The sequence below is a fragment of the Streptomyces asiaticus genome, from assembly GCF_018138715.1.
GTDB classification, from domain to species: Bacteria; Actinomycetota; Actinomycetes; order Streptomycetales; family Streptomycetaceae; genus Streptomyces; species Streptomyces asiaticus.
In genome coordinates this window covers 441,863-457,529 of record NZ_JAGSHX010000006.1, presented here as the reverse complement: position 1 = coordinate 457,529, position 15,667 = coordinate 441,863, and the positions used below count along the sequence as shown (strand labels likewise).

The following is a 15,667-nucleotide window of genomic DNA, read 5'->3' as shown; positions in this document are numbered from 1 at the left end:
CATGCCGCGGACGATTGACATCGAGGAGTACGCCAAGGGTGTGCTCGACGGCAAGCGCGCGTACATCGCGCGTGCGATCACGCTCGTCGAGTCCACCCGGCCCGACCACCACGACCTCGCCCAGCGGCTGCTGGTCGAGCTGCTGCCGCACACCGGCGGGGCGCGGCGGATCGGCATCAGCGGGGTGCCCGGGGTGGGCAAGTCCACCTTCATCGACGCCCTGGGCACCATGCTCACCGGGGCCGGCCACAAGGTCGCGGTGCTCGCCGTCGACCCCTCGTCGACCCGCACCGGCGGCTCCATCCTGGGTGACAAGACCCGGATGGAGCGGCTGGCGGTGGACCCCAACGCCTTCGTACGGCCCTCGCCCAGCGCCGGGACGCTGGGCGGGGTCGCCCGCGCCACCCGCGAGTCCATGGTCGTCATGGAGGCCGCGGGCTATGACGTGGTGCTGGTGGAGACGGTGGGCGTGGGCCAGTCCGAGACGGCGGTGGCCAATATGGTCGACTCCTTCCTGCTGCTCTCCCTGGCCCGCACCGGCGATCAGCTCCAGGGCATCAAGAAGGGCGTCCTGGAGCTGGCCGACGTGGTCACCATCAACAAGGCCGACGGGCCGCACGCACGGGACGCGAAGTCGGCGGCCCGCGAACTGGCGGGCGCGCTGAGGCTGTTGCAGCCCCCGGACGCGCCCTGGAACCCGCCGGTGCTCACCTGTAGCGCCCGCGAGTCCACCGGGCTCGATGTGGTGTGGGAGCGCCTGGAGCAGCACCGCCGGGTGCTGGAGGCCACGGGCGCGCTGCGGACCAAGCGGCGCGACCAGCAGGTGGACTGGACCTGGTCGATGGTGCGCGACCAGCTGCTCGCGCGGCTGCACGCCCACCCCGAGGTGCGGCGGCTCGGGCCCGAGCTGGAGCAGCGGGTCCGCGAGGGCGCGCTGACGGCCACGCTGGCGGCGGACCGGCTGCTGGCGGCGTTCCAGGGCCCGGCCGACGGTGGAACGCCTCGGGCCCCGGCCGACGGTGGGGCGTCCCAGGCTCCGGCTGACGGTGGGGCGCCTCGGGCCCCGGCCGACGGTGGATGAGGCACCGCTGCCGGACGCGGCGCGGGTCGGGCCGTTCTTCGCGCTGCGCACCGGCGGCGGCGATCCGGGTGCGGAGGGGTACGCGCGGATCGGCGAGGCGTACCGGCTGACCGGCACGGGCGCCGCCGGGCCGCTGTTGCGCGCCCGTGTCGAGGCCGTCGCCGCGAGCCTGCGCACCGATGAGCCGAGGGTCGCCGCCTCGCTCGTCTTCCAGGGGCTCGCCGCCCGGGTGTGGTCCCTCGCGCTCGGTCCGGCGGCCCTCTCCGGCGGGGTGCCCCACCTCCGGCCCGACCGGCTGTGGTGGAACCCCGGGCGTGTCGCCCCCGACGACCTGTGGTGGCCCGGCGCGCCGTCCGTGATGGGCGAACCGCGAGGACTCGCCGGTCCGGTGGGCACCGCGGCATATGTCCATCTGGTGCCGCTGCACCAGGCCATCGAGCGGGCGTACCGGGTCTCGGGGCGGCTGCTGTGGGGCAACGCGGCCTCGGCGCTGGCCGGTTCGCTGCGGGTGCTGCACGACTGGTGCCTGGCGCACGGCCGCACCGAGGCGGCGGACCGGGCCGTCGAGCTGGCGCGCGCCCAGCTCGACCACCCGCCGCTGCGCGACGCCGGCACCCTCAGCACCGCGCCGCTCGGCTATCGGCGCCGCACCTGCTGTCTCTACTACCGGGTGCCGGGCGGCGGGTTGTGCGGCGACTGCGTCTTGCGCGAGGCACCGGGGCGGGGGAGTGGGCGCGGGACGCCGGGGTGAGGCGGACGCTCTCCTGAGGCGGCCGGTCTCCCGGTAGGGGCGTCTCCCGGTGGAGACGCTCTCCCGATGGGTCGATACGGTGGGCGAATGCCGAAGAAGGAGAACGTGTTCTCATCCTGGCGAGGCTGGTGCGGACGCGTCACTTCCCGTCTGGTCCACCGCGGCTGGCGCGCCGTACAGCGGGCCGGCGCGGTGACCGCCGAGCGCCCCGGCCCGTACCGCTTCGGCCGCATCGGCGTCGGCACCCGGCTGGCGTTCCCCCAGGGCACCCTCTTCGGCGAACCGTGGATCGAGCTCGGCGAGCACTGTGTCATCGGCGAGCAGGTGACCCTCACCGCCGGGATGATGCCCGATGTGGACCTCGGCCCCGAACCGGTGCTGCGCATCGGCAACGGCGTGGTGCTGGGCCGGGGCAGCCATGTGATCGCCTCCGTGTGCGTGGAGTTCGGCGACGATGTCTTCTGCGGTCCGTACGTCTATGTCACCAGCGACAACCACTCCTACGACGATCCGGACCAGCCCATCGGCCGCCAGTGGCCACGCTCCGCGCCCGTCCACATCGGCCCCGGCAGCTGGCTGGGCGCGGGCGCGGTGATCCTGCCGGGGGCGCGGCTGGGCCGCAATGTGGTGGTCGCGGCGGGCGCGGTCGTACGGGGCGAGGTGCCCGACCACGCCGTGGTGGCCGGGGCGCCGGCCCGGATCATACGGCGCTGGGCCCCGGACGAGGGCTGGCAGCCGCCGCTGCGCACCCCGGCGCCGGTGCCGATCCCCGAGGACATGACCGTGGAGCAACTGCTCGCGCTGGCGGAGCTGGAGCGCGAGCGGGAGCGCGGGCGCGGGCGTGAGCGCGAACAGGCGGGGGAGCGGAAGCTCGATGTGGCGGAGCACGGGCTGGAGCGGGAGCCGGGGGCCGGGGCGTCGTAGCAGGTCAGTAGAGTTTCGTGGACCGTCCCCGACCCGCGAAGGTGACCACTGTGAGCCCGCCGCCGACTCCCCCCGTGACCGTCATCGGCATCGGCGCCGACGGCTGGGAGGGGCTCGGCCCCGCCGCCCGCGAGGCGTTGCGCACCGCGGAGGTGGTGATCGGCGGACGGCGCCAGCTGGGCCTGCTGCCGCCGGAGTGCCCCGGCGACCTGGTGCCCTGGCCGTCCCCGCTGCGCCCCGCCGTCCCCGGGCTGTTCGCCGCGCACGCCGGGCGGCGGATCTCCGTGCTGGCCAGCGGCGACCCCATGTTCTTCGGCATCGGCCGCACCCTGGCCGAGCTGCTGGGAGCCGCGCGGCTGCGGGTGCTGCCCCATCCGTCGTCCGTCTCCCTGGCCTGTGCGCGGCTCGGCTGGGCGCTGGAGGAGACCGAGGTGATCAGCCTCGTCGGCCGCCCCCTGGCCACGCTGAACCGTGAGCTCTACGCCGGACGGCGGCTGCTCGTGCTCAGCGCGGGCGCCGACACCCCCGCCGAGGTGGCCGGGCTGCTCGGGGAGCGCGGCTTCGGCCCGAGCCGGCTGCGGGTGCTGGAACAGCTGGGGAGCGAACGGGAGCGGTGTGTGGAGGGCACGGCGGAGGAGTGGCCCCATCCGCCCGGCGACCCCCTCAACGTCATCGCGGTCGACTGCGCCCCGGCGGACGGCGCCCGGCCGCTGTCGCTCGCCCCGGGGCTGCCCGACGCGGCGTACGAGCATGACGGCCAGCTGACCAAGCGCCATGTGCGGGCCGCCACCCTCGCCATGCTCGCCCCGGCCCCCGGCGCGTTGCTGTGGGACGTCGGCGGCGGCTCGGGCTCCATCGCCGTGGAGTGGATGCGCGCCCACCGCACCTGCCGGGCGATCTCGGTCGAACGCGACCCGGTGCGCGCCGAGCGCATCGCCCGCAACGCCGACGCGCTCGGCGTGCCCGGGCTGACCGTCGTCACCGGCGCCGCGCCCGACGCGCTGGCCGGACTGCCCACCCCCGACGCGGTGTTCATCGGCGGCGGCCTGACCGCCCCCGGGGTACTGGACGCGTGCTGGGCGGCCCTGCCGCCGGGCGGCCGGATCGTGGCCAACACCGTGACCCTGGAGTCCGAGGCGCTGCTCGCCGACTGGTACCGCCGCCACGGCGGCGACCTCGTCCGCCTCGCCGTCTCCCACGCCACCCCGGTCGGGGGGTTCACCGGCTGGCGGCAGGCGATGCCGGTCACCCAGTGGTCCGCCGCCAAACCGCTCGCTTTCCGCGGCCCTGGCGGGGACGCCGCCGATCCCGGGCGATCCGTCGAAGCCGCTCAAGCCGCTCAAGGAGAACCACGATGACGGTGTACTTCATCGGCGCGGGCCCCGGCGCCGCCGACCTGATCACGGTCCGAGGCGCCCGGACCCTGGCCCGCTGCCAGGTGTGTCTCTACGCGGGCAGTCTGGTGCCCCGTGAACTCCTCGTCGAATGCCCGCCGGACGCCCGCCTGGTCGACACCGCCCAGCTCGACCTGGACCAGATCACCACCGAGCTCGTCGCCGCCCACGAGGCGGGGCACGACGTGGCCCGCCTCCACTCCGGCGATCCGTCGGTCTTCAGCGCCGTCGCCGAGCAGATGCGCCGCCTCGACGCGGCCGGCGTTCCGTACGACGTGGTCCCGGGCGTCCCCGCCTTCGCCGCCGCGGCCGCCGCGCTGAAGCGCGAACTGACGATCCCGACCGTCGGCCAGACCGTCATCCTCACCCGCATCGCCCAGCAGGCCACCCCCATGCCGGACGGCGAGGACCTGGCGACCCTGGGCCGCAGCGGCGCTCTTCTCGTCCTGCACCTCGCCGCCCGCTACGTGGATCGCGTCGTCGCCGAACTCCTCCCGCACTACGGCGCCGACTGCCCGGCCGCCGTGGTCGCCATGGCCAGCCGCCCCGACGAACTGGTCCTGCGCGGCACCCTGGACGACATCGCGGCTCAGGTGAAGGCGGCAGGCGTGGTCCGCACGGCGGTCATCATCGTCGGCCGCACCCTGGCCGCCGCCCAGTTCCCCGACAGCCACCTCTACTCCCCGACCAGGGCTCGCCCCTGCGCCCCCGGCTCCCCACCCACCCCCTGAGGCCGCCGCCTCGGCGGGCACCCGTGCGCAGCGTTTTCGCGTGAGCCGCGCCGCACACGGCGCGCCATGTCCGTGATGGCGGGAGCATCGGCGCGCGCGGCGGATTGGCGTGTCGGGCCGGGCGGTGACGAGCGTCCGGCCCGGCGGCGCGCGGCGGGCTCGCGTGGGCCATGCTGCGCTTGGCGCGCTATGTCCGCGGCGGCGATGGTGTCGGCGCCGCGCACGGCGGACCGCAGGGTGAGTGCGACCCGCGCCCCTGCGACATGTGGGGCCGGGCGGTGACAGGCGCCCGGCGGGCCCGGGTACGGCGTCGCATGCGTGGTGGGCGCGTGGCGTGATCGTCGGCGTGGCAGACGTGGCGGCGCCCTGTGCGGTGGGCCGGGTGGCGGGTGCGGCGATCCGTGCGCCCGGCGTGTGGGCCTGGACGCGGGGAGGGTGACTGCCCGCAGTGGCGCGCAGCGGGCGTCCGTGCGGTGTTCTGTGCGCGGCATCGCCTGGGCGTGTTGTGCGTGGCACGCCGCGTTCGTGGTGACGAGGGCGTCCACCTGGTGCGGCAGCGTGGTGGGCGCGGCGGCCCGTATGACTCCCCGGCGTGTCGTGTCGGCGGGCGAAGCCGTCGGCACCGGCGCGCGGGGCGTGTCGCGTCCCGGTCCCGGGGGTCAGCCACCCCCGGGGCCGCGGGGTTCCGCGCGGCCCACGATCGTGCCGGCGCGGTCGATGCAGATGACGTCCACGGCCACCGGTGCCCCGCGTAGCACCCCGAGGGCCGTGTCGCGGGCCGCCGCCGCGACCAGGTCGCCCAGAGGGACGCCGCGGGCGGTGCACAGTTGCACCGTCTCAAGGCCGGTGTTGGCCGTGGCCACCGCCTCCGCCAGCTCCGCGTCGGCCCCTCCCCGGCGGGCCAGTTCCGCGAGGAAGCCCTTGTCCACCTGGGACCGTGAGGAGTGCAGGTCCAGATGGCCCGCGGCCAGCTTGGAGAGCTTGGCGAAGCCGCCGGCGACCGTCAGCCGGTCCACCGGGTGGCGGCGCAGATACTTCAGGACCGCGCCCGCGAAGTCGCCCATGTCCAGCAGCGCGTCCTGCGGCAGCCCGTGCACGGCCACCGCCACCTTCTCGGACGTCGAGCCCGTACAGCCCGCGACATGCGTGCGCCCCGCCGCGCGGGCGACATCCACCCCGCGCCGGATGCTGTCGATCCAGGCCGAGCAGGAGTAGGGCACCACGATGCCGGTCGTGCCGAGGATGGACAGCCCGCCGAGGATGCCCAGCCGCGGATTCCACGTGGAGCGGGCGATCTCCTCGCCGTGGTCCACGGAGATCTCGATCTCGACGTCACCGGTGCCGCCGTACCGGGCCGCGACCGAGGCGATGTGGTCGCGCATCATCTGGCGCGGGACGGGGTTGATGGCCGGTTCGCCCACCTCGAGCGGCAGCCCGGGCCGGGTCACCGTGCCGACGCCCGGACCGGCCCGGAAGACCACTCCGCTGCCGGGCGGCAGTACCCGTACCGTGGCCCTGACCAGCGCGCCGTGGGTCACATCCGGATCGTCCCCCGCGTCCTTGACGACCGCGGCCATGGCCCGGTCCGCCGTCAGCTCCTCGGCGGCGAGCGCGAACGCGGGCCGCTGCCCCTTGGGCAGTTCGACGGTCACCGGATCGGGGAACTCCGCGCCCAGCAGCGCGGTGTACGCGGCCGTCGTCGCGGCGGTGGCACACGCCCCCGTGGTCCAGCCGTGCCGCAGCCCCGACCGCTCCAGCTGCGCGCCCCGCCCCCCGGCCGCCTCGGCCGTCGTCTTCGCCTCAGCCATGGGCGGGCCGCCGCGCATACGATGACGGGCGCACGGACGACGAAAGGCACCCGATCCCGATGAACAGCGCACCGGCGCGCCATGTGCTCATCCTCGGCGGCACCACCGAGGCGCGCCGCCTCGCCGAGGAGCTCGCCGACACGCCCGCGCTGCGCGTCACCAGCTCCCTCGCGGGCCGGGTCGCCACGCCGAGGCTGCCGGTGGGGCAGGTGCGGATCGGCGGGTTCGGCGGCGCCGGGGGCATGGCCCGCTGGCTCCGCGAGCACCAGGTGGACGCGCTCATCGACGCCACCCATCCTTTCGCCGACACGATCAGTTCCCATGCGGCCAGGGCGGCCGCAGACGTCCATGTTCCCCTGCTCGCCCTGCGCCGCCCCGGCTGGGTACCCGGTCCGGGCGACCGCTGGCACTCGACGGGCTCGCTGGCCGAGGCCGCGCGGCTGCTGCCCGGCCTGGGGGAGCGGATCTTCCTCACCACGGGACGGATGGGCCTGGCCGCCTTCGCCCATCTCACCGAGCAGTGGTTCCTGGTCCGCTCGGTCGACGCGCCCGAGCCGCCGGTCCCGCCCCGGATGGAGGTGATCCTCGACCGCGGCCCGTTCACCCTCGAGGGCGAGGCGGAACTGCTGCGCCGCCATCGCGTCGAGGTGCTGGTCACCAAGGACAGCGGCGCCCACGCCACCGCCCCCAAACTCGCCGCGGCCCGCGCCGCCGCCCTCCCGGTCGTCATCGTCCGCCGCCCACCCGCGCCCCAGGGCATCCCGGTGGCCGAAACCCCGGCCGAGGCCGTCACCTGGCTGAGGACGACCCTGGCCTGAGCCGGGGCGCTCCGCGCCAGGAGCCCTCCAGGCGCTACGCCTCCGGGTAGCGGCGCGGGGTCCAGACGATGTCGGTGCCGTCGCCGCGGCGGGCCGTGCGGGTCTGGGTGGAGCCCACCAGGAGGATCGTGCGCATGTCGATCTGGGCCGGGTCGAGGTCGGCCAGGCGGACGATCCGCACGCGCTCCCCGGGGCCGCCGATGTCACGGCCCAGCACCACGGGCGTGTCGGGGGCGCGGTGCTCCAGCAGGAGTTCGCGGGCCTTGCCCACCTGCCAGACGCGGCTGCGCGAACCGGGGTTGTAGAGGGCGAGCACCAGGTCGGCGGCCGCGGCGGCGCGCAGCCGCTCGGCGATGACCTCCCAGGGCTTGAGCCGGTCGGAGAGGGAGATCACCGCGTAGTCGTGGCCGAGCGGGGCACCGGCCCGGGCGGCGGCCGCGTGGGCCGCCGTCATACCGGGGACGATCCGCACCGGGACCTCGCGATACGGGTCCTCGCAGGCGGCCTCCAGGACGGCGGTGGCCATGGCGAACACGCCCGGGTCGCCCGAGGAGACCACGGCGACACGCCGACCCCGCCGCGCGAGGTCGAGGGCGAACTCGGCGCGTACGGCCTCGACCTTGTTGTCGGAGGCATGGCGCCGCTGGCCCGGCCGTACGGGCACCCGGTCCAGGTATGTGGTGTAGCCGACGAGGTCCTCGGCGGCGGCCAGCTCGCCGCGCGCCTCGGGGGTGAGCCACAGCGGACCGGCCGGGCCCAGGCCGACGACCACGACCTCGCCCGGGCGGCCGGACACACCGCCCGGCGCGTCCGCACGCTCGCCGCTCGGCATGCCCACGCGGTCACCGTTCGGCGCGTCGCCGCGGTCACCGCGGTCACCGCCGGCAACGCCCGCACCGCCGTCACCGTGCGGCGCGTCCACGCGGCTGGGCAGCACCGCCATCGAGAAGTACGGCACCGACTCCGGGTCGACCTCGGCCAGCGGGGCGGTCCGCTCCGCGTTCATCGTGGCGCGCTCCACATAGCGCGCGTCCGCGAGCCGTCCCGACCGCTCCAGCGCCCGGCGCACCGTCGGGAAGGTCCGGCCGAGCTTCATCACGGCCGCCGCGTCCGCCGTCGCCAGCCGGGCCGTCAACTCCTCCTCCGGCAGGGTGCCGGGGAGGACCGTCAGCACCTCCTCGCCCTCCACCAGCGGTGTGCCGAGCCGGGCGGCCGCGGCGCTGACCGAGGTGACACCGGGGATGACCTCGGTGGGGTAGCGATCGGCGAGCCGCTTGTGCATGTGCATGTACGAGCCGTAGAAGAGCGGATCGCCCTCCGCGAGCACCGCGACCGTGCGCCCCGCGTCCAGATGCGCGGCGAGCCGGGCGGCCGCGTCCGCGTAGAACTCCTCCATCGCGCCGCGATAGCCGCCCGGATGGTCGGTGGTCTCCGTGGTGACCGGGTAGACCAGCCGCTCCTCGATGTGGTCGGGCCGCAGATGGCGCTCGGCGATGGAGCGCGCGATGCTGCGCCCGTGCCGGGCGCTGTGGTACGCGATGACATCGGCCGCGGCGATGACCTCCACCGCGCGTACGGTCATCAGGGAGGGGTCGCCGGGGCCGAGCCCCACACCGTAGAGCCGGCCCGTCTGCTGCTCGCTCACTCTTCCTCGCTCGCTATCGCGTTGATCGCGGCCGCGGCGATGGCGCTGCCGCCGCGCCGGCCGTGCACCACCAGGTGGTCGAGCGCCGCCGGATGCCCGGCCAGCGCCTCCTTGGACTCGGCCGCGCCGATGAAGCCCACCGGCACGCCGATCACGGCGGCCGGGCGCGGCGCGCCGGGCCCGCCCTCTTCGATCATCTCCAGCAGCCGGAACAGCGCCGTGGGCGCGTTGCCGACCGCCACCACCGAACCCTCGAGCCGGTCCCGCCACAGCTCCAGCGCGGCGGCGCTGCGCGTGGTGCCCATGCGCCGCGCCAACTCCGGTACGGCCGGGTCCGAGAGGGTGCAGATCACCTCGTTGTCGGCGGGCAGCCGTTTGCGGGTGACCCCGCTGGCCACCATGCGCGCGTCGCACAGCACGGGCGCGCCGGACCGCAGCGCGGCGCGGGCGCGGGAGACCACCTCGGGGGTGTACGCGAGGTCCTTGACCAGGTCGACCATGCCGCAGGCGTGGATCATCCGCACCGCCACCTGGCTGATGTCGGCGGGGAGCCCGCCGAGGTCGGCCTCGGCGCGGATGGTGGCAAAGGACGCGCGGTAGATGGCCGCTCCGTCCTTCTCGTAGTCGAACACGGTGTCCTCGATCATGTCGTTCCACGGGCCGCCGCAACGGCGCCGGCCAACTGCTCTGCTGTCACTTCCACGCCGTCCTCCGCCTCCGGCGTGTCGCCCTTCGCGTCGCCCCGCACGGTGACCCGATAGTCCGTGTCGCCGGTCGCCAGCGCGTCCACCCAGCGGCCCCCGGGGTGGCCGCAGCGCCGTTCACAGCCGGAGACGTACACCGGCAGCGGATCGGGCGCGCCCCCGCGACCGCCGTCGGCCCCCGTGCCGTTCATCGGGCGCGGCTCCGAACCGGCGGCGACAACTCGTCCGGTGTCCGGTCCCACTTCCGCCGTGTCGGCGACCCCGCGCACCGTGTCGGCGACCCCGCGCGCCATGTCCGAGACCCCGCGCGCCATGTCCGCGACCCCGTGCACCGTGTCTGCGACCATGCGTGTCGCGTGGGACCGCACATCCGCCAGGGACTTGGCGCAGCCGGGCCGTCCCGTGCACGCGCCGACCCCGAGCCACGGCGAGTCCGGCGTGGTCACCAGTCCCGCGTCGGACAGTTCGGACAAGGCATCGCGCGTGTCGTCCGGGGCGAACCCGGGGAGCACCACGCCGCGCCAGGGTGTCATACGCAGCTCATCCGCCCCGCTCCGGGAGGCGAGCCCGGTGAGCAGCCGCCACTGCGCGGCGCTCACCCGGCCCAGGGGGAGGGCGACGGACAGCGCGTGGCGCCCGTCCGGGCCGGGGACCGGCCCGGGGGCGGGGGGTGCGGCAGATGCCGCTGGTTGGTGCTTCGCCCGTACGGCCTCGACGCCCGCGTCGGCGAGTCGCGCGGCCAAGCCGTCGGCGGTCACGGCGTGTCGGGCGGGGAGTTCACGTACCCGCCACGCCCGGGTCCCGCTCTCCCGGGCCCTCGCCAGGAACTCCACCGCGGCCAGCGCCGCCGCCCGCGCCACGTCCTCGCTCCGCACCCACAGATCACCCCCCGCGGCCGCTCCGCCCGTGGCGACGCTCGCCACGCCCGCATCCGCCGGCGGCCCCCCGATCCGCAGCATCGCCCCACCACCAGGCGTTGCGATCAATGTCACATCCGCACCCAACGCGGCCACATCGCCACGCCCATCGTCCAGCGCGAACAGAAACCTGCCCGACAAGCCCGACAATTCCCCATGCCCCGCCAACGCGTCGACGCATGCCTCGCCGCACAGCACGGCGTCCAACTCACGCACCCACGCCACCACATCGGCGTGCCCGCCACCGTCCAGGCCGGACAGCGGCGACGCCACGATGTTGCGCACCCGGTCATGGCGGTCCGAGGGAAGCAGTCCGGCCGCCCGCAGCCGGGCCGCCAGCTCCGCGCCGCACCCCGCCGCCAGGCCGCGCACCTGCGCATTGCCCCGCGAGGTGATGTCCAGCCGCCCGTCGCCCAGCTCCTCGGCCACCCGCCCCAGCGCCTGCGCCTGACGAGTCGTCAGCAGGCCGCCGGGCACCCGGATCCGGGCCAGCGAACCGTCGTCCGCCGGGTGTAGCCGCAGCGCGCCCGGACAGGCGTCATCGCGCCCGCGCACGGGGGTTTCATCCCCGGATGGGGTGGTTGTCGGGGGGAGGGGCATGGCGGCGAGCATACCGACGATCCGGTCCGGCCCACCGCCCCGGCCAGGCTCCACGGAGACCGGAACGCACCGTCCCGTGGCAGGTCAGCAACGCTTACTATGCTCAGCGGCGGGTCGATCCCGGCTCGCCGAACTCACAAGACGGCACTCACGGTAGGAAGCCGGTGGAAATCCGGCGCGGTCCCGCCACTGTGAGCGCGGCGGCTGCCGAACGGCAGCGGCCGCGCGAGCCAGGAACTACCGCCGTCTTCAACCCGCCCGGGGCGCGGACCCCGAGGAAGGCATGCGCCGCATGATTCTGCTGCTGTCGACGTCCGACACCGACCTGCTCAGCGCCCGTGCCGCCACGGGCCCGGTGCCGTACCGCCTCGCCAACCCGGCCCGCCTCGCCCTCGAGGACCTCCCCGGCCTGCTCGACGGCGTCGAACTCGTCGTCGTACGGCTCCTCGGCGGCATCCGCGCCTGGCAGGAGGGGCTCGACACGCTGCTCGCGGGCGACCTCCCCGTCGTGGTCCTCAGCGGTGAACAGGCGCCCGACGCCCAGCTCATGGAGGCGTCCACGGTCCCGGTCGGCATCGCTGCCGAGGCGCACGCCTACCTCGCCCACGGCGGGCCCGCCAACCTGGGCCAGCTGGCCCGGTTCCTCTCCGACACCGTGCTGCTCACCGGTCATGGCTTCGAACCGCCCGCGCCCGCGCCCACCTGGGGTCCGCTGGAGCGCACCGCCCGCGCGGCCGCCCCAGCCGACGCCACCGGCCCGACCATCGCGGTGCTCTACTACCGCGCCCACCACATGAGCGGCAACACCGCCTTCGTGGAGGCCCTGTGCCGCGCCGTGGAGGACGCCGGGGGCCGCCCGCTGCCGCTGTTCGTCGCCTCGCTGCGCGCCCCCGAACCCGAGCTGATCGAGGCACTCGGCGCGGCCGACGCCATCGTCACCACCGTCCTCGCGGCCGGTGGCACCCGCCCCGCCGAGGCGTCCGCGGGCGGCGACGACGAGGCGTGGGACGCGCGCGCGCTCACCGCGCTCGACGTGCCCGTGCTCCAGGCGCTGTGCCTGACCTCGCCGCGCGCCGCATGGGAGGAGAACGACGAGGGGCTCTCGCCGCTGGACGCCGCGACCCAGGTCGCCGTCCCCGAGTTCGACGGGCGGCTCATCACCGTGCCGTTCTCGTTCAAGGAAGTCGACGAGGACGGCCTGCCGGTCTATGTCGCCGACGCCGAGCGCGCCGCGCGTGTCGCCGGAATCGCGGTACGACACGCCCGGCTCCGCCATATCCCCGCCGCCGACAAGCGCCTCGCGCTCGTCCTCTCCGCCTACCCCACCAAGCACTCCCGGATCGGCAACGCCGTCGGCCTCGACACCCCCGCGAGCGCCGTCGCCCTGCTGCGCCGGCTGCGCGCCGAAGGCTACGACCTCGGCCCCGAGGACGGACCGGACGCGCTCCCGGGCCTGGTCTCCGGCGAGGGCGACGAGCTGATCTACGCCCTCATCGAGGCGGGCGGCCATGACCAGGAGTGGCTCACCGAGGAGCAGCTCGCCCGCAACCCGGTCCGCATCCCGGCCGCCGACTACCGCCGCTGGTACGCCACGCTGCCACAGGAGCTCCGGGACGCGGTCGAGGAGCACTGGGGCCCGCCGCCCGGCGAGATGTTCGTGGACACCAGCCGCGACCCCGAGGGCGAGATCGTGCTGGCCGCGCTGCGCCGCGGCAACCTCCTGGTGGTCATCCAGCCGCCGCGCGGCTTCGGCGAGAACCCCATCGCCATCTACCACGACCCCGATCTGCCGCCCTCGCACCACTACCTGGCGGCCTACCGCTGGATGGCCACCCCGACGGCCGATGGCGGGTTCGGCGCCGACGCCATGATCCACCTGGGCAAGCACGGCAACCTGGAGTGGCTGCCGGGCAAGAACGCCGGGCTGTCCGCCGCCTGTGGCCCCGACGCCGCGCTCGGCGATCTGCCGCTGATCTACCCCTTCCTGGTCAACGACCCGGGCGAGGGCACCCAGGCCAAGCGCCGCGTCCACGCCACCCTGGTCGACCACCTGGTGCCGCCGATGGCCCGCGCCGACTCCTACGGCGACATCGCGCGGCTGGAGCAGCTGCTGGACGAGTACGCGGCCATCTCCGCGATGGACCCGGCCAAGCTCCCCGCCATCCGCGCCCAGATCTGGACCCTCATCCAGGCCGCCCGGCTCGACCACGACCTGGGCCTGGAGCAGCGGCCGGACGACGACGGCTTCGACGACTTCCTGCTGCACGTCGACGGCTGGCTGTGCGAGGTCAAGGACGCCCAGATCCGCGACGGACTGCATGTCCTCGGCGGCGCGCCGACCGGCCCCGAGCGCGTCAACCTCGTACTGGCCATCCTCCGCGCCCGCCAGATCTGGGGCGGTACGTCCGCGCTCCCCGGTCTGCGCGAGGCGCTCGGCCTGGACGAGTCGGCCGCCACCCGCACCGGTGCCGACGAGGCCGAGGAGCGGGCCCGCGCGCTGGTCCAGGCGATGGAGGACGCCGCATGGGCTCCGGAGGCCGTCGAGAAGGCCGTCCTCGCCCTGCCCGACGAGCAGCGCCCCGCGGTCTCCGCGGTCCTCGACTTCGCCGCCCGCGAGGTCGTACCCCGGCTGGCCGCCACGACGGACGAGATCGACCACGCCGTACACGCGCTGAACGGCGGCTTCGTCCCGGCCGGGCCGTCCGGCTCGCCGCTGCGCGGACTGGTCAACGTCCTGCCGACCGGCCGCAACTTCTACTCCGTCGACCCCAAGGCCGTGCCCAGCAGGCTGGCCTGGGAGACCGGCCAGGCCCTCGCCGATTCGCTCCTGGAGCGCTACCGCGCCGACAACGACGGTCAGTGGCCGAAGTCCGTCGGCCTCTCGCTGTGGGGGACGAGCGCGATGCGCACCTCCGGCGACGATGTGGCCGAGGCGCTGGCGCTGCTGGGCGTCCGCCCGGTGTGGGACGACGCCTCGCGGCGAGTAACGGGACTCGAACCCGTACCCCTCGACCAGCTGGGCCGCCCGCGCGTCGATGTCACCCTGCGCATCAGCGGGTTCTTCCGGGACGCCTTCCCGCATGTCGTGGGGCTGCTGGACGACGCCGTACGGCTCGCCGCCTCCCTCGACGAGAGCGACGAGGACAACTACGTACGGGCGCACACCCGCGCCGACCTCGCCGCACACGGTGACGAGCGCCGCGCCACCACCCGGATCTTCGGCTCCCGCCCCGGCACCTACGGCGCCGGACTGCTCCAGCTCATCGACAGCCGCGACTGGCGCACCGACGCCGACCTCGCCGAGGTCTACACGGTCTGGGGCGGCTACGCCTACGGCCGCGGTCTCGAGGGGCGGCCGGCGCGCGAGGAGATGGAGAGCGCCTACCGCAGGATCGCGGTGGCGGCCAAGAACACCGACACGCGCGAGCACGACATCGCCGACTCCGACGACTACTTCCAGTACCACGGCGGCATGGTGGCCACCGTGCGCGCCCTGAAGGGCACCGCGCCCGCCGCGTACATCGGCGACTCCACCCGTCCCGAGACGGTCCGCACCCGTACCCTCCACGAGGAGACCTCACGGGTCTTCCGGGCCCGGGTGGTCAATCCGCGCTGGATCGAGGCGATGCGCCGCCACGGCTACAAGGGCGCCTTCGAGCTCGCCGCGACGGTCGACTACCTCTTCGGCTACGACGCGACCACGGGCGTGGTCGCCGACTGGATGTACGACAAGCTCGCCCAGACCTATCTGCTCGACCCGGAGAACCGCGCGTTCCTGGAGGAGGCCAACCCCTGGGCGCTGCACGGCATGGCCGAGCGGCTGCTGGAGGCCGAGAGCCGCGGGCTGTGGGACGAGCCCGACCCGGAGGTGCTGGAGCGGGTGCGGGAGCTGTATCTGGAGACGGAGGGCGGCCTGGAGGGCGGGGACGACGAGTAGTCGCGTCCGCCGCTTCCTCGCACGTCCGCCGCTTGTCCGGTGGGTCCGGGTGGGTCCGGGTGAATCCGGCGGTGGCTCAGTCGGTGGACGAGCGCGCCGCCGGGCGGGTCGCCGCCCGGATCCGGTCCGGCCACGGGGGACAGTTGACCAGTTCGGTCCACTCGCGGTCGTAGCGCCCGGGCACCGCGCGCCCCGCGGAGGCCCAGCGCTCGACCAGCGCCGCGTAGATCGGTACGGATGTGGATGTGTGAACGGTCTGATGAACCGTTCCGTCGCCTTCGGTGCTCCGGTCCAGCGCTCTGCTCGGCTGCGAGAGAGAACGGCGTCGCATCGTCGTCGTCATATTCGGACAACGCG

The 15,667-nt window shown here is 75.0% G+C and carries 12 protein-coding genes and 1 riboswitch; of the genes, 7 read left to right on the top strand and 5 right to left on the bottom strand.

The window, feature by feature from the left end; translation table 11 throughout:
* The first annotated feature begins 1 nt into the window (after position 1).
* The 5 genes from meaB to cobM all read left to right on the top strand — a co-directional run bounded on the left by meaB (position 2) and on the right by cobM (position 4,881).
* A complete protein-coding gene (gene meaB, locus KHP12_RS09205) occupies positions 2 to 1,081 on the top strand; it encodes a methylmalonyl Co-A mutase-associated GTPase MeaB (RefSeq protein ID WP_244203210.1) in 1,080 nt (359 codons plus the stop codon).
* On the top strand, positions 1,074 to 1,832 hold the full coding sequence (locus KHP12_RS09200) for a (2Fe-2S)-binding protein (protein ID WP_086884554.1): 759 nt from the start codon (positions 1,074 to 1,076) through the stop codon (positions 1,830 to 1,832). Before meaB ends, KHP12_RS09200 begins: the two co-directional genes overlap by 8 nt.
* Before the next feature lie 87 nt (positions 1,833 to 1,919).
* On the top strand, positions 1,920 to 2,756 hold the full coding sequence (locus tag KHP12_RS09195; protein ID WP_086884551.1) for an acyltransferase: 837 nt from the start codon (positions 1,920 to 1,922) through the stop codon (positions 2,754 to 2,756).
* 50 nt (positions 2,757 to 2,806) lie between these two features.
* Positions 2,807 to 4,114: a precorrin-6y C5,15-methyltransferase (decarboxylating) subunit CbiE gene (gene cbiE / locus KHP12_RS09190; RefSeq protein ID WP_086884552.1), complete on the top strand. Its 1,308-nt coding sequence runs from the start codon at positions 2,807 to 2,809 to the stop codon at positions 4,112 to 4,114.
* Entirely contained in the window at positions 4,111 to 4,881 is a 771-nt protein-coding gene (cobM, locus tag KHP12_RS09185) for a precorrin-4 C(11)-methyltransferase (RefSeq protein WP_210608774.1), read from the top strand. The genes cbiE and cobM overlap by 4 nt, the downstream gene beginning before the upstream one ends.
* Before the next feature lie 659 nt (positions 4,882 to 5,540).
* On the opposite strand, the gene KHP12_RS09180 is transcribed toward cobM, so the two are convergent.
* Complete coding sequence (locus KHP12_RS09180) at positions 5,541 to 6,689, bottom strand: cobalt-precorrin-5B (C(1))-methyltransferase (protein WP_086884939.1); 1,149 nt, start codon at positions 6,687 to 6,689, stop codon at positions 5,541 to 5,543.
* Positions 6,690 to 6,748: 59 nt separating this feature from the next.
* On the opposite strand from KHP12_RS09180, the gene KHP12_RS09175 reads away from it, so the two are divergent.
* Positions 6,749 to 7,507, top strand: coding sequence for a cobalt-precorrin-6A reductase (locus tag KHP12_RS09175; RefSeq protein WP_210608773.1), 759 nt, complete (start codon positions 6,749 to 6,751; stop codon positions 7,505 to 7,507).
* A gap of 34 nt (positions 7,508 to 7,541) precedes the next feature.
* Here the strand turns inward: KHP12_RS09175 and KHP12_RS09170 are convergent, their stop codons facing one another.
* The 3 genes from KHP12_RS09170 to KHP12_RS09160 are packed head-to-tail and all read right to left on the bottom strand — an operon-like array spanning position 7,542 to position 11,385.
* Positions 7,542 to 9,152 (bottom strand): precorrin-2 C(20)-methyltransferase, encoded by a 1,611-nt coding sequence (locus KHP12_RS09170; protein WP_210608772.1) that lies wholly within the window; start codon positions 9,150 to 9,152, stop codon positions 7,542 to 7,544.
* On the bottom strand, positions 9,149 to 9,799 hold the full coding sequence (locus tag KHP12_RS09165; RefSeq protein WP_086885768.1) for a precorrin-8X methylmutase: 651 nt from the start codon (positions 9,797 to 9,799) through the stop codon (positions 9,149 to 9,151). The genes KHP12_RS09170 and KHP12_RS09165 overlap by 4 nt, the downstream gene beginning before the upstream one ends.
* Positions 9,796 to 11,385, bottom strand: a complete 1,590-nt coding sequence (locus tag KHP12_RS09160) for a ferredoxin-like domain-containing protein (protein ID WP_211832509.1) — start codon at positions 11,383 to 11,385, stop codon at positions 9,796 to 9,798. Before KHP12_RS09160 ends, KHP12_RS09165 begins: the two co-directional genes overlap by 4 nt.
* Positions 11,386 to 11,527: 142 nt before the next feature.
* Positions 11,528 to 11,613: riboswitch (cobalamin riboswitch) on the top strand.
* A 52-nt stretch (positions 11,614 to 11,665) separates the two neighbouring features.
* On the opposite strand from KHP12_RS09160, the gene cobN reads away from it, so the two are divergent.
* Positions 11,666 to 15,310, top strand: a complete 3,645-nt coding sequence (cobN, locus tag KHP12_RS09155; protein ID WP_211834826.1) for a cobaltochelatase subunit CobN — start codon at positions 11,666 to 11,668, stop codon at positions 15,308 to 15,310.
* Between the two features lie 76 nt (positions 15,311 to 15,386).
* Here the strand turns inward: cobN and KHP12_RS09150 are convergent, their stop codons facing one another.
* The gene (locus KHP12_RS09150) at positions 15,387 to 15,641 is read right to left on the bottom strand and encodes a hypothetical protein (RefSeq protein WP_037958082.1); all 255 of its coding nucleotides are present in this window, start codon (positions 15,639 to 15,641) and stop codon (positions 15,387 to 15,389) included.
* Between the last annotated feature and the right edge of the window lie 26 nt (positions 15,642 to 15,667).